A 19077-nucleotide genomic window follows, 5' to 3' on the forward strand; every position below is an offset into this window, starting at 1 on the left:
AGTGCGTCATCGCAGCGGATGCAGCGCCGTCAACTCGGCAGCGCCGCGGCCCGTGACGACCGACTCCGCCAGCAACTTGCCGCTGAGGGGGCCCAGGGCGATGCCCCACATGCCGTGGCCGCCGCAGACGTGGACCCGGCGCGAGCGGGTCGGGCCGACCAGGGGCAGGCCGTCCGCCGTGCACGGGCGGGGGCCGACCCACTCGTCGGTGCGGTGGGTGAGGTCGGCGGAAGGGAGCAGATCACGGACCGAGTCGACGATCGCCTCGATACGGCGGGGGTCCGCGGGGCGGTCGGGCGCCGTGAACTCCATCATTCCCGCCACCCGCACCCGGTCCCCGAGCGGTGTGCAGACCACTCGCCGCTCGGCGAAGTACGTGGGCCGGGTGGGCAGTCCGGCCGGAGGCAGGGAGAAGCTGTAGCCGCGTCCGGACTGCACCGGGGTGCGCACACCGAAGGGCGCGGCCAGTCGGCCGAGCCAGGCTCCCGGGGCGAGGACGGCCGCGTCGGCCCGCACGGACGTGCCGTCGCGGGCGAGGGCGACGACCCCGGTGCCCAGATCCCGTACGCGGGTGACCTCCAGGCCGGTGACGATCTTCCCGCCCCGGTCGCGGACCGCGTCGGCCAGCGCTGCGACGAACGCCCCGGGGTCGAGGTGACGCTGGCCGTGCAGTCGTACGGCCGCGTCGACGCGCGGCGAGAGCGCGGGCTCCGACTCCCGCGCCTCGGCGCCCGTCAGCAGGTCGTAGTCGACCTCCTGCCCCGCCGCGCGCACCGCGTCCAGCTCCGCCACGAGCGGGGCCCGGCCGGCCGCGGAAGTGAAGGCGATGAGGCACGGCTCGCCCGTGCGCGTCGGCTCGGTGATCCCGCCCCGGGCCAGATCGTCGTACGCGGCGAGCGCCCCGCGGTTCAGCGCGGCGAGTGCCGCCATCGCCACCTGCCAGCGCCGGTGGGTGCAGTTCCGGGTGAACGCCAGCAGGAAGCGGGCCAGCCGCGGATCAGGCCGGGGCGGGATGTAGAGCGGGGAGGCGGGGGAGAGCAGCCTGCGCAACCCCAGCTTCAGGGCGGCCGGTTCGGGCAGGGGCACGGTCAGTGCGGGGGACAGCCAGCCCGCGTTGCCCCACGACGCGCCGGCCGCGACGCCCCGCCGGTCGACCACGGTGACCTCGACACCGGCCTCCTGGAGGAACCAGGCCGTCGCCAGCCCGGCCATGCCCGCACCGACCACCACGACACTGCGCGGGCTCATGACCGACCGCCTTCCGCCATGCCCGTGCTCACCGCGACGTCCGGTCGCCGTTCCCCGAACCGCGTCGCCTGCTCGAACGCGTAGCCCGCCCTCAGCACGGCCGCGTCCCCCCGGTGCGGCCCGACCACCTGGAGCCCGACCGGCAGCCCGGCCGGGGTGAAGCCGGCCGGGACCGACAGCGCCGGGCAGCCGGTCATCGTGATCAGGCCGGCCGAGCGCATCCAGTCCAGATACGTCTCCATGGCGACGCCGTCCACCGAGGCCGGGTAAGGAAGGCGGACGTCGAAGGGCGCGACCTGGCTCACCGGCAGCAGCAGGACGTCGTAGGTCCCGAAGAACTCGCGCACCCGGTGGAACAGCGCGGCCTGGAGCAGCTGGGCGCGGCCCAGGTCCGGGCCGGTGAGCTTGCGGCCCTCCTCGATGTTCCAGACGACGTCCGGGGCCATGCGGTGCCGGTGCTCGTCCAGCAGGGGCCCGTAGGAGAGCTCCATCTGCCAGGCGCGCTGGACGAGGTACGCCTCGTCGGCGCCGGACAGGTCGGGGCAGGCCTCCTCGACCTCGCAGCCCAGCGCGGCGAACACCTTGACCGCGTCGCGCACCACGTCGCGGACCTCCGGGTCGACGGGCACGCTCCCGCCGAGGTCGGGCGACCAGGCGACCCGCCACCCGCGGACGTCGCCGTCGAGCCGGCCGGCGAAGCGGGAACCCGGCGTCTCCAGGGCGAGCGGGCTGCGCGGATCCGGCCCGGCCAGCACCGACAGGGTCAGGGCGACGTCCTGGACGGTCCGCGCCATGGGGCCCTTGACCGACAGCTGCCCCCACGGAGCCTTGTCGGGCCAGGAGGGGACCCGGCCGGGGGAGGGGCGCAGGCCCACCACGTTGTTGAAGGACGCCGGGTTGCGCAGCGAGCCGCCGGTGTCGCTGCCGTCGGCGATCGGCTGCATGCCACAGGCGAGGGCGGCCCCGGCGCCGCCGCTGCTGCCGCCCGCGCTGCGCGAGAGGTCGTAGGGGTTGCGGGTCGCGCCGAAGACGGGGTTGACGGTGTGCGAACCCATGCCGAGTTCGGGCACGTTGGTCTTGCCGAGCGTGATGGCCCCGGCCCGCTGGAGACGCTCGACGACCAGGTGGTCCCGGGCCGGGACGTGGTCGGCGAGGACGGGCGAGCCGTACGTCGTGCGGATGCCCGCGGTGTCGTGCAGGTCCTTGTGCGCGACGGGCAGCCCGTGCAGCGGCCCCAACTCGGCCTGCGAAACGGCCCGTTCGTCCGCCTCGGCCGCCGCCTTGAGCGCTCGGTCGGCGACCAGGGTGACGATCGCGTTCACCGACGGGTTCACCCGGTCGATCCGTTCGAGATGGGCGGTGACGACCTCGCGGGCGGAGATCTCACGGCGCCGCAGGGCCGCGGCGAGCTCGGTCGCGGTGCTGAAGCACAGGTCGGCGGGGTTCACAGTCCTCCCAGGGTTTCCTTGAGCTGCGCTGCGGCGAGCACCCCGAACAGGACGAAGGAGCCCGACAGCAGCACGTTCGAAAGGGTCTTGTTGCGGTACGGCGGCTGAAGGCCACGCCGGTTGAGAAGGACCAGCAGCGCCCCGGACAGCAGCGGCAGGACGAGGGAGCCCACGGCGGCGTAGGTGAGCAGCAGGGGGACCGGCTTCCCGGCGAAGGTCACCGCCACGGACGTGACCGCGCAGTAGAGCACGAACAGGCGGAACGGGAGGCTGCGTTGGCCCATGTGCCGCTCGGCCTCGTCGTCCGGCACTCCGCGCAGGGTGCGCAGCGAGTCGGCCAGCAGGTAGCACAGGGCGTTGAAGCCGCCGACCAGGGCGCTCAGGGTCACGAGGAAGAAGGTGCCCAGGAACAGCACCCGGGCCGCCGACCCCAGATCCGCGCCGAGCGGTTCGGCCAGCGCGGCGAGTCCGTCGTTGCCGGTGATCGTCCGGCCGCTGCCGTACAGCAGGCCGGTGCCCACGATCGAGGTGCACACCACGAACAGAAACGTGACCGTGTAACTCACCGCCGTGTCCGCCCGCATGACGGGCAGCCAACCGGCGTGCCGCCAGCGCTTCTCCCGCACCCAGTAGCTGTACGAGGCCACTCCGGCCGTGCCGCCCACCCCGCCGATCAGCGCCAGCACGGTGACCACGTCGCCCTCCGGCAGCCGCGGCCGCAGCGAGGACAGCAGCCCGGACGGGTCGTCCATGGTGGACAGCGTGACCACGGCCAGCACGACCATGCCGACGAACTTGGCCAGCATGAACCCGCTCATCACCCGCTCGAACAGCGTGTACCGGCCCACGTACACGACTCCGGCCGACGCCAGCGCGATCACCACGGCCACCGGTCTCAGCGGCAGCGCGGGGAACAGCGTCGACAGCGCGAGCGACGCCACCGAGCTCAGGGCCGCCCCGTACAGCAGCCCGATGACCAGGACGAACACGAAGAAGGCGTACGGGAGCCAGCGGGCGGCCGAGCGCAGGCTCGCGATCGCCGTCAGCCCGGTCGCCAGATACAGGCGTCCCACCGCCTCGGTCAGCGCGTACTTGAGCACGACGCCGACGAGGATCGCCCACAGCAGGGCCATGCCGTAGCCGGCGGCGCCCGCCAGCGACGTCACCATGTCGCCGGCGCCCACGCTGGTGGCGGCCAGGACCAGCCCCGGCCCGAGGACGGCCAGCCGCCCGCGCCGGGTGGTGGGGGCGGGGAAGGACTCTGGGGACGGGGCGGCCGCTGGAGAGTGAGGGGGACTGCCGGGTGTCGCGGTCATGTCGGCCACCTCCGGAGGTAGGGAAAGTGCGGTCCGGCTTCCCGGTACCGTCGGGCAGATCGACGGATGGGAACAAGATTCCCTGTCACATCGACGGAATCGGCCATACGCTCAGGCCGATGGACGCACCGCACACCGGCTTCGTGGCCGATTCGCTGGACCGGCGCATCATCAGCGCGCTTCAGATCGACGGCCGTGCCTCGTGGCACGGCATCGCGACGGCGCTCGGCGAACCGGAGCGCACCGTCGTCCGCCGGGGCACCCGGCTGCTGGACTCCGGGCTGGTACGGATCGGCGCCATGGCGGTGCGCGGGCGCAGCACCGTGATCGGAGTGCGCTGCGCACCCGGCCAGGCCCGTGTGGTCGCCACCGCGCTGGCGCGCCGCCCCGACTGCGCCTTCGTCCAGGTCCTGACCGGGACCTGGGACTGTGTCGCCGAGGTGCAGTGCCCGCGCGACCGTCTCGCAGGGCTGGTCATGGACGAGCTCCCTGGTCTGCCGGGGGTCGTACGGACGCTGACGCTCCCGGTGCTGCGGCACGTGCGGACGATCCGCGAGTGGCACGCGGGCCTGCTCACCGAGGCCGAGATCTCCGCACTCACCGGCGGTGCGCCGCCCGGTACCGCCCCCGCGGCGGACGTGTCGTCCCCGTCCGACGGTGCCGGGGAGCTCTCCCGGGCCGATCGGCTGCTGGTGAACGCCCTGGCCGAGGACGGGCGGTGCACGTTCGACGAACTGGCCCGGGTGGCCGGGGTGTCCGAGGCCACCGCCCGGCGCCGGCTGGGCGCCCTGCGCAGGGCGGGGCGGGTCCGCGTCCGAGCCGTGATCGAACCGGTGCTGCTCGGACTGCCGGTGGAGGCGGTGCTGTGGGTGCGGGCCGTGCCGGCGGAGGTCGACACGGTGACGGCGGCGCTCGCCGAGTCCCCGCACGTCCGGTACGTCAGCTTCGTCACCGGCGAGCGCCAGCTGCTGGTCCTGACCGCGTTTCCGGACGAGGCGGCGCTGCACGACTTCGTCACGCGCTCGTCATGGCTGCGCGAGGCGCTGTCGGTGGATGTGTCGATGGTCCTCGGATCGCTGAAGCGGGGCGGGATGCTCGCTCCGTGGCTGCGCGACTGACGTCCTGTTCAGGCAGGGCCTATAGGGCTGAGTCTCCTCGATACATCGGAGGGTTCGTCCACATGGACCGCGTTGGTGTCATTGACAGGTGCATGAACGCTGCTTAGGTTCGCCGATACACCCGATGTATCGATGATCCGTCAGGTCTGGAGGACACGATGACCTCACAGCCGGAGCAACGTTCGCAGGTGGCCCGCAGAGCCGTACTCGGCACCGCCCTCTCGGGCGCCGCGGCGGCGGCCCTGCCCGGCACGGCCCGAGCCCAGGAACTCACCGGGACCGTGCCGTCCGACGCCGACGGCGGCAGACGCCCCTGGAAGCTCCGCGACACCATGACCACCGACAGCGCCTGGTCGAACTTCCTGCGCGGCCAGGACCTCCTGTGGACCAAGCTGCCCACCCGCTGGTACGAGGGCCCGTTCCTCGGCGACGGGCTGCTCGGCAGCATGATCTACCGGGAACCGGACGCCAACCAGGTCCGCTTCACCGTCCAGCACGGCAGAGTGCAGGACCACCGTCCCGAGTTCGGCAGCGGCTGGGGCACCTGCCGACTGCCGGTCGGACACCTCACGCTCGAACCGGCCGGCACCATCACCGCCGTCGACTGGCGGCTGAGCCTGTGGAACGCCGAACTCACCGGCACCGTCACCACCACCGCGGGCAGGCTCACGCTCTCCGCCTTCATCCATGACGAGGTGCTCGCCGTCCGGGTGCGGGCCTCCGGCGGCGAGCGCGCCGTCTGGACCTTCCACCCCGAGGAGGCCATCAGCCCCCGGAAGATCCAGGAGGCCCCGCCCGCCGACTACATCCCCAACCCGTCCTGGACAACGAAGACCGCCGCCGACGGCACCGAGCAGGTGCTCCAGCCCCTCACCGGCGCCCAGACCGCCACCGCCTACCGGCGCGACGGCGACGAACTGCTGCTCAGCGTCGGGCACAGCGCCCCCTCCACCACCGCGGCCGAGGCCGACTCGCTGCGCAACCTGCGGCGCGCCGGGTCCTACGGCACCCTCCGGCGACGGCACACCCGCTGGTGGCACGCCTTCTACAAGAAGAGCTTCGTCTCGTTCCCCGACCAGCGCCTCCAGAGTTTCCACTGGATCCAGCTCTACAAGGTCGCCTCCGCCAGCCGGGCCGGCGGCCCCGTCATGGCCACCTCCGGGCCGTGGCTGGAGCCCACCCCCTGGCCCGCGGTCTGGTGGAACCTCAACGTCCAGCTGGAGTACTGGCTCATCCACGGCTCCAACCACCTGGAACTCGACGCGCTCGCCACCACCCTGCGCCAGAACCAGGAACAGCTCATCGCCAACGTGCCGACCGCCTACCGCGCCGACAGCTCGGGCGTCGGCCGCAGCTCCGACATGTTCGCCAACCGGGGAGTGGGCAGGCCCGGCAGCGGCACCGAGGTCGGCAACCTCACCTGGGCGCTGCACAACGTGTGGCTGTCCTACCGGCACTCCATGGACAAGACGCTCCTGCGCGACACGCTCTTCCCGGTGCTGCGCCGGGCCGTCAACTACTACCTGCACTTCCTCACCCCGGGCAGCGACGGCAAGCTCCACCTGCCGAGCACGCTGTCGCCCGAGTACCCCGTCGTCCCGCCGCAGGACACCAACTACGACCTGGCCCTCATCCGGTGGGCCTGCCAGACGCTCGTCGAGTCCGCCGAACTCCTCGGCGTCGACGACGAACTGGCCCCGCGCTGGCGGGAGGTGCTGGCCAAGCTCACGCCCTACCCGGTCGACGACAACGGCTTCATGATCGGCGCCGAGACCCCGTACGCCCGGTCCCACCGGCACTACTCGCACCTGCTGATGGTGTACCCGCTGTACCTCGTCAACTGGGACCAGCCCGAGAGCCGCGACCTGATCACCAGGTCCGTGGAGCACTGGCACGCGCTGACCGGCGCCCACCGCGGCTACAGCTACACCGGCGCCGCCTCGATCTACGCCATGACCGGCGACGGAGACACGGCGATCGGCTACTTACGGAAGTTCTTCGACACCTCCACCCGCTACCCCTGCCAGGCCAACACCCACTACACCGAGGCCGGTCCGGTCATCGAGACGCCGCTGTCCGCCTCGCAGTCCCTGCACGACATGTTCTGCCAGAGCTGGGGCGGAGTGATCCGCGTCTTCCCGGCCGTCCCGACCGCATGGGCGGACGTCACCCTGCACGACTTCCGCACCCAGGGCGCCTTCCTGGTCAGCGCCGTCCGCAAGAAGGGAGCCACCCGGTTCATCCGGATCAAAAGCCTGGCCGGCGAGCCGCTCAAGCTCCGGCACGGCCTCACCGGCACCCTCACCGTGCTGCTCGACGACGGCACCCCGGCCCGCACCCGCGACCTGGGCGGCGGCACCCTCGCCATCGACCTGCCCAAGGGCCGCGAGGTGCTCGTCCACTCCGGAGCGCGCCCCGACCTCGTCATCGCGCCCGTCACCGTCGGCGAACCGGGTCCGGCCTGGGGACTGCCGTAATCACCGCATACCTCGGAGGGTTTCATGGCTGTTCCGATCAGAACCGTGGTCGCCGCACTGTGCACCGCACTGGCGGCCACACTCCTCACCACCGCTCCCGCCGGGGCCGAGCAGCGGGAGCGCGCCTGGACGGTGACCGTCGCCGCGGACGCACCCCGCGCGCGGATAGCCCTGGACGACAGCACCGGCACACTGAGCCTGTCGGTGACCCGTGCCGGCCGTACGGTCATCGAGCCGTCGCCCGTCGGCCTCGTCACCGAACGGGCCGACTTCTCCAAGGACCTGCGCTTCCTGCGGAGCAAGAACCGGACGGTCGAGGAGCGTTACCGCACCAAGTCGGGCAAGCGGCTGGACCGCCGGGTCCGCATGAACGAGACGCGCCTGTCCTTCGTCACCCCCGCCGGCGCCCGGCTCGACCTGCTGGTCCGCGCCGCCGCCGACGGCGTCGCCTACCGCTACGTCCTGCCCGCCGGACACGGCGACGTGCTCGGCGAGACCTCCGCCTTCAGCCTGCCGCCGGACGCCGGCGCGTGGCTGGGCGCCTACCGGCCCGACAACGAGGGCCAGTTCGCCGAGTACACCGCCGCCACGGCCCCCACCGGCGCGTACTCGCCCCAGGCGCTGTTCGCGACTGACGGCGGGTACACCCTGCTCGCCGAGTCCGACCTCACCGGCGCCTACTCCGGCGCCCGGCTCGCCCACGACAAGGGCACCGGCACCTACCGCGTCGAGCTGGCCGACGACCGGGTGAAGACCGACGGCCCCCTGGCCACCCCATGGCGCGCCATGGTCACCGGCGACCTGGCCACCGTGACCCGGTCGACCTTCACCGACGACCTCGCTCCCGCATCCAAGGTCGCCGACCCGTCCTGGATCAGGCCCGGGACCGTGCTGTGGACCTGGCTCGCGGGCGGCCGCCCGGCCGGGCAGAGCCTCGCCGCGCAGAAGGCCTACGTCGACTACGCCGCCGAGCGCAACTGGCCCTACGAGGCCGTCGACGCGGGCTGGTACTTCAAGGCCGACGAGTGGGACGTCACGGACCCGGACTGGCAGACCAACAGCTGGATGCCGGAACTCGTCGACCACGCCCGCGCCAAGGGCGTCGGGATCATCGTCTGGATCCACCAGCGCGACCTCGACACACCCGAGGAACGCGCACAGTGGCTGCCCACGCTGGAGCGGTGGGGCGTCAAGGGAGTCAAGATCGACTTCATGGACTCCGAGGCGCAGGCCACACTCCAGTGGTACGACGCCATTCTCCGGGAGACGGCCGCCCACCACCTCATGGTCAACTTCCACGGCTCGACCATCCCCAAGGGCATGCAGCGCACCTGGCCCCACGTCATGACCCTGGAAGGCGTCGCGGGCGAGGAGAAGCGGACCAACACCGCCGCACACCTCACCACCCTGCCCTTCACCCGCAACGTCATCGGCTCCATGGACTTCACCCCCGGCGCGTTCCAGCGCGTCGGCCTGCGCCCCAACTCCGACGCGGCAGAGGTCGGCCTCACCGTCGCCTACGAGTCGGGCCTCCAGATGTTCGCGGGCACCCCCGAGTCGTACGACGCCCGGCCGCTCGCCCGGGACTACTTCGACCAGGTCCCCGCCGCATGGGACGACACCCGGCTGCTCGCCGGCCGGCCGGGCAGCGAAGCCGTGCTCGCCCGCCGCAGCGGCGACCGCTGGTTCCTGGGAGGGGTGTACGCCGGGCCCGCCCGCGAAGCCGAGGTGCCGCTGACCATCGGCTCGGGGAGGTGGCTGGTCGAGACGATCCAGGACGGTGCCGACGGGCTCGTCAGGAACCGGCAGGTGCTGCGCGGCGGCGACACGTTCGCCGTGGACGTGGTCGCGGGCGGCGGCTTCGCCGGGATCGCCTGTCCCTTGCGCCCAGGTGTCACCACCTGCCATCGCTGAGCCTGTTCACGTGCGTGCATACCGAGTTGGAGGGATCAGCATGAGAGTTTCCCGGCGTACCGTGCTGGCCACAGCGGCCGGCGCCGCAGCGTTATGCGCCTCTCCGGCACCTGCCGCGGCCGCGGACCCGACCGCCGGCCGCATCCCGGCACCCACCCTGCGCAAGCTCCGCGCGGCGGCCGACTACGCCGTCGAGAAGGTCGCCGCCGTCGCACCGACCGTGACCGCCTTCCCCGTCGGCACGAAGTTCGAGAAGTGGGTCTACTCCCAGAACGGTGGCTGGGTCGGCGGATTCTGGCCGGGCACGCTGTGGATGGCGTGGCTCTACAGCGAGGACGAGGCCTTCCGTACCCAGGCCCTGGCCTCGGCACGGAAGCTGGCCCCCCGCCAGTACGACACCGGCACGCACGACCTCGGCTTCCTCTTCTACCCGTCCTGGGTCACCGCCTGGCGGCTGACGGGCGACGAAGCCTGGCGGACGGGCGCCCTGCGGGCGGCCGACTCCCTGATCCAGCGGTACAACCCGCGCGGGCGCTTCATCAGAGCGTGGGGCGCGCTGAACGATCCGAAGAACGCCGGCCGCGTCATCATCGACACGATGATGAACCTCGACCTGCTGGCGTTCGCGAGCCGGCAGAGCGGGGACGACACGTACCTGGACGTCGCCGTGGAACACGCGAAGACCACCCGGCGGGTCTTCCTCCGCCCGGACGGATCGACGCCGCACGTCTACGACTTCGACCCGGACAGCGGCGACCCAGTCGGCCCGGACACCGTGCAGGGATACAGCCCCACGTCCTGCTGGTCGCGCGGACAGGCGTGGGGACTGTACGGCTTCACCACCATGTACAGAAGGACCGGGAACCGCGACTTCCTGACCACCGCCCGCGCACTCGCGGACTACGCGATCGGAGCCCTGGCCCCGGACCACGTCCCGGTGTGGGACTACCGCGCGCCGCAGCAGCCCCACGACATCAAGGACGCGTCGGCCGGAGCGATCACCGCCTGCGGGCTCCTCGACCTGTCCGCCGCCACCGGCAGGCACGCCTACCGCGAGGTGGCGCTCCGGCTGCTCACCGCGCTCTCGGAGACGTGCCTGACGAAGAACTCGGCCCGCGCGGAAGCCGTGGTGGCCCGCTGTACCCGCAACCGCCCGGCCGAGGACGGCATCGAGATCTCCCTCCCGTACGCCGACTACTACCTGCTGGAAGGCATCCTGCGCGTGCTCCGGCCGCAGGACGTCGACCGGGCGATCGACCTCTCCACCCTCTGACCGGCCGGAGCGCTGCTCAGCCCGCGATGGAGTCCAGCTGTTCCGCCGCCGGGCGCAGGACCCACAAGTCGCCGCCCGGCGGTTCCTCCAGCGACCGGACGGCCCGCTGCGCACGCCTGTCCCCGGCATCGGCCGCCGCGTGCACGACGTCGGTCGCCGCGTACCGGCGGAACTGAAGCTCCGGATGCGGCCAGGCGGCGGCTCCCGTCGCGGCGGGCAGGAGGTAGCCGACGGCCTTGAACAGGCTCTCCTTCTCCGGCCCTTGGTAGGCCCAGAGATTCACGCCGGCATTCCGGCCGATGGCCGCCAGCCGCGCATGGGCGACCAGGGTGAACGTCGAGTAGTGCCAGCTCCTGGTCCGGGTCAGCTCCTGGGGCTGGCTGCCGTCGGCCGCGATCTGCGGTGCGATGCGCTTGTGCCGGGCGTCGAGGACCGTTCGGCGGGCCAGTTCCCGGTCGCCGGTCGCGTAGGCGAGGCCGGCGACCAGCAGGTCGTAGAAGGTGCCGTGGTTGTTGGTGGCGGCGGCCTCCTGCTTGCCGAAGTCGCTGTTCCTGAGCCAGTCGAGGAAGGCGGTGTTCCAGTGGGCCATGCCCCTGCGGTCCTTCGCGGTCCAGCCCGGGGCGCCGCTCTCCAGGAGGGCGAGCGCGTCGAGGACGCTGGTGTAGGACTGCGAGAAGTCGATGATGCCGATGGCGCGACCGTCGTACTTGCACGGGATGAACTGCGCGTGATTCAGGTTCGGGTTCATCCTCGTGGCCGGATCGAGGAACCAGGTGCGCAGCACCTGCCCGGCCTTCTCGGCGTACCGCGCGTCGCCGGTGTAGTACCAGGCGAGGGAGAGGTCGTAGGCGGAGTCGAAGGTCTTCTCGACGTCCTGGCGGTCGGTGCCGGAGTCGACCTCGGGATTGCGCTCGCCGTCGCGTTGCACGTAGGGACAGCCCCACGGGTTCTCCGGGGCCGGGGTCTTGGTGGGCCACCAGTACGGAGCCTGACTGAGGTAGTCGTGGAGGTCTCCGCTGGGGGCGGGCCGGGGTTTGTCCACCACGGTCCACGGCCCCTGGTCCAGCCATCTGTCGGCACGTCCCCGCAACACCTCGACGGCGCGCCGGAGTCGGGGATCCCCGTGTTCCAGCCGGACCTTGGTCCGGTGCAGACGGGCGCCGTCCATGACGGCGGTGTGCGGGATCCGGTACGTATGCTCGGCCTCAGCCCCGGCCGAGGCGGCGGGGGCGGCTCCCGTGATGAGCGCGGCGAGAACCGTCAGCAGAACGGCTAATCGAGATCTTGCCCTCATGATCCACTCCCTTCGAGTTCATGACTGTGAACAACGTTCAGGTGGTGGGTTACATGAGCATGTCACGCCAGCTTCACGTGGGGAAGAGGGCTCGCAGACCGGGACGGCTGTCACAGGTGAAGATCGTGCTCAGGGCACCCTCGATGCCGGCGCACGTGGCGGCGCTCAGCCCTCGTAACGGGGTGTCCACTGCGCCCGCGCGACCGCCTTGTGCAATTCCTCCTCCGTCGCCTGCGGAGCGACCCCGTCCTCGACGGCGGCGAGAGCCGCCGCCAGGGCGATCTCGCGAGCGGACTCGCGCATCCCGTTCAGGGGCGGCAGCAGCGGTACGGGGCCGTCGTTTCCGCGCGCCGCCCGTACCGCGCACTCGGCGACGGCCCGGGCGGCGGCCACCATCATGCGGTCGGTGACGCGGGTGGCCCGGCTCGCCGTCACCGCGAGCCCCATGGCCGGGAAGACGTACACGTTGTTCGACTGCGCCACCGGAACCTCGTGCCCGTCCACCGTGAGCGGCGGGAAGGGCGAGCCGGTGGCGATCAGCGCCCGGCCGTCGGTCCAGCGGGTGAGGTCCGCGGGCTCGGCCTCGGAGTGGGAAGTGGGGTTCGACAGTGGGAAGATGACGGGCCGTTCGCAGGTCGAGCCCATCTGCCGCACGATCTCCTCGGTGAACGCGCCATGAGCCGTCGACAGCCCGATGAGCGCCGTCGGCTCGACACGGCGCACCACCTCGGCGAGGCCGGTGCCGTCCCAGCCGTTCACCTCGCTGTCGTCGCGCGCGAACATCCGCTGCTGCGGCGTCAGTTCCGCCCGCGAGCGCACCAGCAGGCCGTCGACGTCGAGGATCCAGAACCGTGCCGTGGCCTCGTCCTCGGACAGGCCCTCCTCGATCATGGCCGTCCGGATCATGCCGGCGACACCGATGGCGGCCGACCCCGCGCCCAGGATCACCAGGCGCTGCTCGGACAGCGGAGTGCCGGACACGTTCGCGGCGGTGGACAGGGCGCCGAGCGTGACGGCCGCCGTGCCCTGGATGTCGTCGTTGAAGGTGAGCAGCCGGTCCCGGTAGCGGGTGAGGATCGGGTACGCGTGGGCGGTGGCGAAGTCCTCCCACTGGAGCAGCGTGCCGGGCAGCTCCGCCTCCACCGCCGAGACGAACGCCTCGATCATCTCGTCGTAGTCCGCGCCGGTCAGCCTGCGGGCGCGCCGGCCGAGGTAGCGCGGGTTGCCGAGCAGGTCCTCGTTGTCGGTGCCGACGTCCAGCAGGATCGGCAGGGTGCGGGCGGGGTGGATGCCGCCGATCGCCGTGTAGAGGCTGAGCTTGCCGATCGGGATGCCCATCCCGCCGACGCCCTGGTCGCCCAGGCCGAGGATGCGCTGCCCGTCCGTGACGACGATGACGTCCACGTCCTTGTCGCGGTGCGGGCGGTTGCGCAGGATGTCCCGGAAGCGGTGCCGGTCCTCCCACGTCAGGAACAGTCCGCGCGGGCGCCGGTAGATCTCGCTGAAACGCTGACAGGCCTCACCCACCGTCGGCGTGTAGACGACGGGCAGCAGTTCCTCCAGGTACTCGGTGACCAGACGGTAGAAGAGCACCTCGTTGGTGTCCTGGAGCTGACGCAGGTAGATGTGCCGGTTGAGGGGCTTGTCGTAGCCGTGGAACGCCTCGTAGGCGCGGGCGACCTGCTCGTCCAGGGTCTCCACGGCGGGCGGCAGCAGCCCGTCGAGACCGAGTTCGGCGCGCTCCTGCCGGCTGAAGGCGGTGCCCTTGTTGACGAGCGGGTCCGCCAGGGGCGTGAGGGCGGGGCTGGTGGTCGTGCGGGGGTGCTGGGTCTGGTCCATGGGGTGACGCCTTCCCTGGACTCACGGGTTCGTGCAGGCGACTTGCGCTGTTCGGCCGATGGGCCGTGCCGGTTCTCGGCGCACCGATGAGTTCCGGCGCTTCGCCCGGTCTACCTCTCCGTAAGGCTTCCAAGCCCCAACAGCGAGCAGGAGAAGGCGACATGAGCGTGACGACCCCTCAGACGCAGAACCGGACCGACTCCCGGCACACCACCGGCTTCCTTTCCACGCGCCCCGTATGGCTGGTCGGCGTCCTGGCGACGCTCGCCGGTGCCGTCGTGACCGAGGCCTTCGCGCTCGTCGCCCGGGCCGCGGGCGTCCCGATGGAGGCGGCCAGCCCCGGGGCTGAGGAGGCCGCGGAGATTCCCGTCGGCGGCTTCGGCGGCGGCGTGGTGTTCTGGTCGGTCGCCGGGATCATCCTCGCGGTGGTGCTCGCCCGCTGGGCCAAGCAGCCCGCCCGGACCTTCACCGTGACCACCGTCATCCTCACCGCACTGTCCCTCGCCGGCCCGGCCGTCGCCCCGCACACGGCCACGTCCACCCAGATCATCCTCGCCGTGTCGCATGTGGTGGCCGCCGCGGTGATCATTCCCCTGGTGGCACGGCGGCTGTCGCACGTGCAGAGGTGACGCCCTCGACTCCCACGATCCCGACACCGGCCCGTCGCGCTCACCGCCGACGGGCCGTCGGAACAGGGAACATCGGATCAACCGCTCAACACATCAAAGGGGCATGCTTTGGCCCGCGCCTCGTCGGCATTCCTGCACGGATGCGGCGTTGTACGCTCGGGCGCCCGGCAAGCGTTCCGTTGACTGCCTGGAGCCGACGGCAAGGAGTGTGGCATGAGTGGGGTGCCGAAGTTGAGCAGGGACCCCGCCCCTGACCCGACATACGAAATGATCCAAGCCGGCATCGGAAAGCGCTTGGATGACGTTGCCAAAATCCTCGCCGGCGCCCTCGTCGCCGTCACGGGAGTCATGACCGCACTCGGGCTCCGCAGCGAGTTCGTCTTCGTTGCTCTCAACAACGAGTCGTGGCCGATCTATGTGGCCTCGCTCTGCGCCATCGTCGCCATCGTGTGCAGCATCGTGGCTCTGCTCATTCACCCCACACGGCGGGGCAATCTGTGGGAGACCGCTGTGCTTATTCTCGGTGTGGTCTTCTACATGGTGGCGCTGAGCGTGGCGGTCATCGGCGCGGCCAAGGCCGCCGGGGGCAACGGTCGGCCGAGCATCACGGATGTCAGGGTCGACGGTTCTCGGTCTTCGATGCGACTGAGCTTCGACATTCGCGCCGACGGTGTCGAAACGTGGTCGAGTATCGGAGTCTACGTAGCCGCCGAGACGGTTGACGGCGAGCCGGTCGACGAGGGCGTCGACCTCTACTCAAGCTCCCTCCGGCCGAACGACAAGGGCGTGGTCGAGCAGCGGATCAGTATTCCCCTCTCGCCCCCGCCGCAGACGGGGGCCATCCACATCATCGCCCTCAATGCTGGCGACGGGACCGAGGACGAGTGTGAAACTCGCACACAGCAGGGGCCGGCCTGTACGACCTACTTGCTCCCCTAGCCGGCGTCTTCAGCCGGCCAATATTTCGCGTGATGGATCATGGTCGGGTGATACGCCGTTCATGAAATGTCCGACGTGGAATCGGACTTCGCCGTCCGCTGCTGCCCGAGTCGTCCCGGGGCCCCGAGTGGATTCGTGGTCGCTGGTCCGCTTAGCGGAAGCCCTCGGGCAGACCCTTGGTGCCGTTGATCTTTGCGCCCTTGTGCTTGGCTCCGGTCAGGCGCGCGCCGGTGAGGTTGGCCTTCGAGAGGTCCGTGCCCGTCAAATTCGCGCCGGTGAGGTTGGCGTTCGAGAGATCTGCGCCGGCCAGGTTCGCATTGGTGAGATCAGCGCCGGAGAGGTTGATGCGGGCCAGCCGCAGGTTCGAGAGGCTCGCGCGCGAGAGGTTCGCCCGCGTCAGCGTGGCGCACTCCCGCTTGCCCGGCTTGGGCAGGAGCGTGGCGATGCCTTCCGTCTCTGGTTCGGTGTCAGAGATGCCGCACAGGGAAGTTCCGATGAGGCTCGCGCCCTCGAAGTCGGCGCCCGCCAGGTTCGCGCCAATCAGATCTGCCGCTGTCGTGTCCGCACAACCGGTCTCCTGCGAACAGAAGAATGCGCCAGCGGCTTCGGCGCCGTACAAGAATGCTTTACGGAGGTCTGCCCCCTCCAGGATCGCGCCGCGAAAGTCCGCAAATTCAAGGGAGGCCTTGCGGAGGTCTGCCTCGTCCAACCACGCATCCCGAAGGTTTGCCTGATCGAGACCAGCCTGCCTGAGGTTAGAACCTGATAGGTGCGCGCCGCGAAGGTCCGCCCCACTGAGGGCGGCCTTGCGGAGGTCTGCCTCGTCCAACCGCGCATCCCGCAGGTTGGCGTTGGTGAGGCCGGTGCCGATGAGGTTCGATCCGGTCAGGATCGCCTGCTCGAGCTGGATGCCGGTCTCGTCGTGCAGGCGTGCGGGTGTCCATTGGCTCAGGTCGGTTTTGCTCAGGTCGAGGACCAATCCCTGGTCACGGTCCGCACGGCGCTCGGCCAGTACATTCATGACCGCTCCAATGTCGGCGTCCAGCCTGGGGACGTCATCGACGGCCGCCTTGGTGGCCCGTGCGGGCGCGTGCTGGCGTAGGAACGCTGCCAGTACCGATACGACGGTGTGGTGATCGCGGGCAGAGTCGCGCATCAAGCGCTCCAGCGAGTAGATCCCACCGAGTCGCACATCGACCGAGCTGGAGCCGAGATTGTTGATCGCGGCGTTGTACCTGCTGGTGATCTGGCCCTGCTCGATGATCCGCAGTTCCCGGCCGGCCTGGCTCACCTGCATCCACGTGAAGAGCAACGCGGACAGTGCCGCGAGGCCGGGCAGGCTGAGAATCACCAGCGTGGCCAGGGGGCTCGGCTGCCTGCTCGCTGTCTCTCCAGTGCGTCGCCGACGGAGCCGTCGGCGACGGGGCGCGGCCTGTCGTTGGACGAGGCGGCGCAGCCGTGCGGTGCCTTCATTGCGGGTCACCCGTTCATGCCACACCCCAGGCCGCGGCCGGCTGAGCCGCCACACCGACCAACCACCCGCACGGGGACCGAGCGCCTGAACCTTTGACGCCAGCTCCTAGCAGCTACGACACCACGTTTCAATCTCAGCAACAGCCCCGAACGGCCCAATCGCACTGCGCCGTAGGAGGCGACCGTGGATGAGCGGTGTGACCGTGGTGGAAGGGATGCGCGTGCACCCCTGGATGGGCGTGCACACCCGGACGAGGAGGCGCGATGGCGGAGGGACTGGCCGAGGGCGGCACGGCGTGCGCTGCCACGAGAGTCGGCGAGGATCCGCCCCAGCGGGCCACGGACGCCTTCGAGCAGGTGAGCGCGGTCGCCGACGCCGTCCTCTACGAGGGTTACCTCCTCTACCCCTACCGCCGGTCCTCGGCCAAGAACCGCGTTCGATGGCAGTTCGGGGTCCTGTTCCCGAGGGACTGGGTGGAGGCGGACGGCCCCGTGGTCCCCGGAGTCTCCGGCAGCGCCGACTCCTGGTACCAGCAGACGGAGTGTCTGCTGCGGATCCGGCAGCCCGGGAGCGCGTCCGTACGGGTGCGGATCCGTCACCTCCAGATGCAGCGCAAGCAAGTGGAGGAGACCCGGGACGGCCGTCATCACGCCGTCGAGTCGCTGCGCACCGCCGACGGCACGACGCATCTGACCTTCGACGAGGCCGTGCCGCGTGAACACGAGGTCGCGGTCCCGCTCGGCGAGCTCCTTGAGGGCGGGCGCACCGTCCCCGTGGTCGCGCCGGCCGGCGTGGACGTCGAGCCGCTGCCCGGTGGCGACGGACGGGTGGTGCGGCGCCGCGACGAGGTACGGGCCGACACCACCGTCACCGCCGAGCGACTCTCGGACGACCTCTGCCGGCTCCGTGTGCGCACCACGAACACCGGGCCCGCACCGCAACCGCGGGCCGCTCGCGACGAGGCACTGCGCCGCGCTCTGATCGCCACCCACACCCTCATCGGCGGCGACGGCGTGGAGTTCGTCTCGCTGACCGACCCGCCGACGGACCTGAGCGCACTCGCCCGCTCGTGCCGGAACGAGTTCACCTTCCCCGTCCTCGGCGACGACGGACACGTCCTGCTCTCCGCACCGATCATCCTGCCCGACCACCCCCAAGTGGCCCCCGAGAGCCCGGGCGACCTGCACGACGCCGCCGAGATCGACGAGATCCTCACGCTGCGCACGATGCTGCTGACCGACGAGGAGAAGCGCGAGGCGCGGGCCACCGACCCGAGGGCGGCCGCGATCCTCGACCGCGTCGACACCATGCCGCAGGAGGTCTTCGAACGGCTCCACGGCGCCGTCCGCTCCCTGGCGCCGGTCGCCACGGTGCCCCCCGCGCTTTCCGCGCCCGGGGCTGCCGCGCCCGCGGCCTCGGCACCGGGGGATGCCGCGCCGGCGCCCCCGGAGCTCGGGGCCGCAACGCCGGGGACCCTGGCACCTGCGCTTGCTGCGTCCGGAGTTGCGGCGTCCGCGACTTCGTCGCCCGGGGCTGCCGCTTCCGCGCCCCCGGCACCCGCGCTTGCCGAGCCCGGGACTGCCGTCCCCGCGACTCCCGGAGCTGTCGCGCCCGCGCCCCCGGCACCCGCGCTTGCCGAGCCCGGGGCTGCCGCGCCCGCGACCTCGCCGCCGGGGGCCGCCGCCCCCGCGCCCCCCGTCCCCGTCGACCGCCCCGCCTGGTGGCAGGAAGGCGCCGACGACGGCCTCTCCCCGGCCACCGACACCGTGCTCGTCGACGGCGTCCCGCTCGGCGGCGGCAGCCGCGTCCGGCTCCGCCCCCGGGGACGCGGTGCCGACGCCCAGGACATGTTCCTGGACGGCCGCACCGCCGAAGTCGCCGCCGTCTTCCACGACGTGGACGGCAGCGTGCACCTCGCCGTCACCCTCGACGACGACCCCGCGTCCGAACTGCACACCTGGTACGGCCGCTTCCACTACTTCCGGCCCGACGAGCTCGAACCCCTCGAACCCGCCGGATCCCCGGACGAGCCGTCGGCGCCGGCTCCCGCCGCAGCGAAGGCGCGGCACACGACCGACTCCGAGACCCCCGCAGCGGAGGCCGAGTGA

13 protein-coding genes are annotated in these 19077 nt (G+C 71.4%); 7 read left to right on the forward strand and 6 right to left on the reverse strand.

Annotated features, from left to right (window positions below):
• Positions 1 to 6: 6 nt before the first annotated feature.
• The 3 genes from ABFX81_RS37320 to ABFX81_RS37330 are packed head-to-tail and all read right to left on the reverse strand — an operon-like array spanning position 7 to position 4012.
• A complete protein-coding gene (locus ABFX81_RS37320; RefSeq protein WP_346139310.1) occupies positions 7 to 1248 on the reverse strand; it encodes an NAD(P)/FAD-dependent oxidoreductase in 1242 nt (413 codons plus the stop codon).
• On the reverse strand, positions 1245 to 2696 hold the full coding sequence (locus ABFX81_RS37325) for an amidase (protein ID WP_086854523.1): 1452 nt from the start codon (positions 2694 to 2696) through the stop codon (positions 1245 to 1247). The genes ABFX81_RS37320 and ABFX81_RS37325 overlap by 4 nt, the downstream gene beginning before the upstream one ends.
• The gene (locus ABFX81_RS37330) at positions 2693 to 4012 is read right to left on the reverse strand and encodes an Nramp family divalent metal transporter (protein ID WP_346139311.1); all 1320 of its coding nucleotides are present in this window, start codon (positions 4010 to 4012) and stop codon (positions 2693 to 2695) included. The genes ABFX81_RS37325 and ABFX81_RS37330 overlap by 4 nt, the downstream gene beginning before the upstream one ends.
• Before the next feature lie 119 nt (positions 4013 to 4131).
• Here ABFX81_RS37330 and ABFX81_RS37335 point away from each other — a divergent pair, with 119 nt between their 5' ends.
• The 4 genes from ABFX81_RS37335 to ABFX81_RS37350 all read left to right on the forward strand — a co-directional run bounded on the left by ABFX81_RS37335 (position 4132) and on the right by ABFX81_RS37350 (position 10794).
• Positions 4132 to 5130 (forward strand): Lrp/AsnC family transcriptional regulator, encoded by a 999-nt coding sequence (locus tag ABFX81_RS37335; RefSeq protein WP_346139312.1) that lies wholly within the window; start codon positions 4132 to 4134, stop codon positions 5128 to 5130.
• Between the two features lie 158 nt (positions 5131 to 5288).
• Complete coding sequence (locus ABFX81_RS37340) at positions 5289 to 7607, forward strand: glycosyl hydrolase family 95 catalytic domain-containing protein (protein WP_346139313.1); 2319 nt, start codon at positions 5289 to 5291, stop codon at positions 7605 to 7607.
• 24 nt (positions 7608 to 7631) lie between these two features.
• A complete protein-coding gene (locus ABFX81_RS37345) occupies positions 7632 to 9521 on the forward strand; it encodes a glycoside hydrolase family 97 protein (protein WP_346139314.1) in 1890 nt (629 codons plus the stop codon).
• 40 nt (positions 9522 to 9561) lie between these two features.
• Entirely contained in the window at positions 9562 to 10794 is a 1233-nt protein-coding gene (locus ABFX81_RS37350) for a glycoside hydrolase family 88 protein (RefSeq protein ID WP_086854532.1), read from the forward strand.
• A gap of 16 nt (positions 10795 to 10810) precedes the next feature.
• Here the strand turns inward: ABFX81_RS37350 and ABFX81_RS37355 are convergent, their stop codons facing one another.
• Together ABFX81_RS37355 and ABFX81_RS37360 are read right to left on the reverse strand one after the other, a co-directional pair.
• On the reverse strand, positions 10811 to 12088 hold the full coding sequence (locus ABFX81_RS37355) for an alginate lyase family protein (protein ID WP_086854531.1): 1278 nt from the start codon (positions 12086 to 12088) through the stop codon (positions 10811 to 10813).
• A 165-nt stretch (positions 12089 to 12253) separates the two neighbouring features.
• Positions 12254 to 13927: an NAD-dependent malic enzyme gene (locus ABFX81_RS37360; RefSeq protein WP_346139315.1), complete on the reverse strand. Its 1674-nt coding sequence runs from the start codon at positions 13925 to 13927 to the stop codon at positions 12254 to 12256.
• A 161-nt stretch (positions 13928 to 14088) separates the two neighbouring features.
• On the opposite strand from ABFX81_RS37360, the gene ABFX81_RS37365 reads away from it, so the two are divergent.
• A complete protein-coding gene (locus ABFX81_RS37365; protein ID WP_086855681.1) occupies positions 14089 to 14556 on the forward strand; it encodes a DUF6069 family protein in 468 nt (155 codons plus the stop codon).
• 213 nt (positions 14557 to 14769) lie between these two features.
• A complete protein-coding gene (locus tag ABFX81_RS37370) occupies positions 14770 to 15495 on the forward strand; it encodes a hypothetical protein (RefSeq protein ID WP_086855682.1) in 726 nt (241 codons plus the stop codon).
• 151 nt (positions 15496 to 15646) lie between these two features.
• Here ABFX81_RS37370 and ABFX81_RS37375 read toward each other — a convergent pair whose 3' ends face one another.
• Positions 15647 to 16846, reverse strand: a complete 1200-nt coding sequence (locus ABFX81_RS37375; protein ID WP_086855683.1) for a pentapeptide repeat-containing protein — start codon at positions 16844 to 16846, stop codon at positions 15647 to 15649.
• 386 nt (positions 16847 to 17232) lie between these two features.
• On the opposite strand from ABFX81_RS37375, the gene ABFX81_RS37380 reads away from it, so the two are divergent.
• Positions 17233 to 19077 carry a hypothetical protein gene (locus tag ABFX81_RS37380; protein WP_346139317.1) on the forward strand — a complete coding sequence of 615 codons (1845 nt, stop codon included), beginning with the start codon at positions 17233 to 17235 and terminating at the stop codon, positions 19075 to 19077.

Source organism: Streptomyces coeruleofuscus, from assembly GCF_039532725.1.
Classification (GTDB): Bacteria; Actinomycetota; Actinomycetes; order Streptomycetales; family Streptomycetaceae; genus Streptomyces; species Streptomyces coeruleofuscus.

What these genes read in the sequence shown, in the direction of transcription:
- ABFX81_RS37320 (WP_346139310.1), bottom strand. Translation starts at nt 1,248, where the DNA reads ATGAGCCCGCGCAGTGTCGTGGTGGTCGGTGCGGGCATGGCCGGGCTG.
- ABFX81_RS37330 (WP_346139311.1), bottom strand. Translation starts at nt 4,012, where the DNA reads ATGACCGCGACACCCGGCAGTCCCCCTCACTCTCCAGCGGCCGCCCCG.
- ABFX81_RS37335 (WP_346139312.1), top strand. Translation starts at nt 4,132, where the DNA reads ATGGACGCACCGCACACCGGCTTCGTGGCCGATTCGCTGGACCGGCGC.
- ABFX81_RS37340 (WP_346139313.1), top strand. Translation starts at nt 5,289, where the DNA reads ATGACCTCACAGCCGGAGCAACGTTCGCAGGTGGCCCGCAGAGCCGTA.
- ABFX81_RS37345 (WP_346139314.1), top strand. Translation starts at nt 7,632, where the DNA reads ATGGCTGTTCCGATCAGAACCGTGGTCGCCGCACTGTGCACCGCACTG.
- ABFX81_RS37350 (WP_086854532.1), top strand. Translation starts at nt 9,562, where the DNA reads ATGAGAGTTTCCCGGCGTACCGTGCTGGCCACAGCGGCCGGCGCCGCA.
- ABFX81_RS37355 (WP_086854531.1), bottom strand. Translation starts at nt 12,088, where the DNA reads ATGAGGGCAAGATCTCGATTAGCCGTTCTGCTGACGGTTCTCGCCGCG.
- ABFX81_RS37360 (WP_346139315.1), bottom strand. Translation starts at nt 13,927, where the DNA reads ATGGACCAGACCCAGCACCCCCGCACGACCACCAGCCCCGCCCTCACG.
- ABFX81_RS37365 (WP_086855681.1), top strand. Translation starts at nt 14,089, where the DNA reads ATGAGCGTGACGACCCCTCAGACGCAGAACCGGACCGACTCCCGGCAC.
- ABFX81_RS37370 (WP_086855682.1), top strand. Translation starts at nt 14,770, where the DNA reads ATGAGTGGGGTGCCGAAGTTGAGCAGGGACCCCGCCCCTGACCCGACA.
- ABFX81_RS37380 (WP_346139317.1), top strand. Translation starts at nt 17,233, where the DNA reads ATGGCGGAGGGACTGGCCGAGGGCGGCACGGCGTGCGCTGCCACGAGA.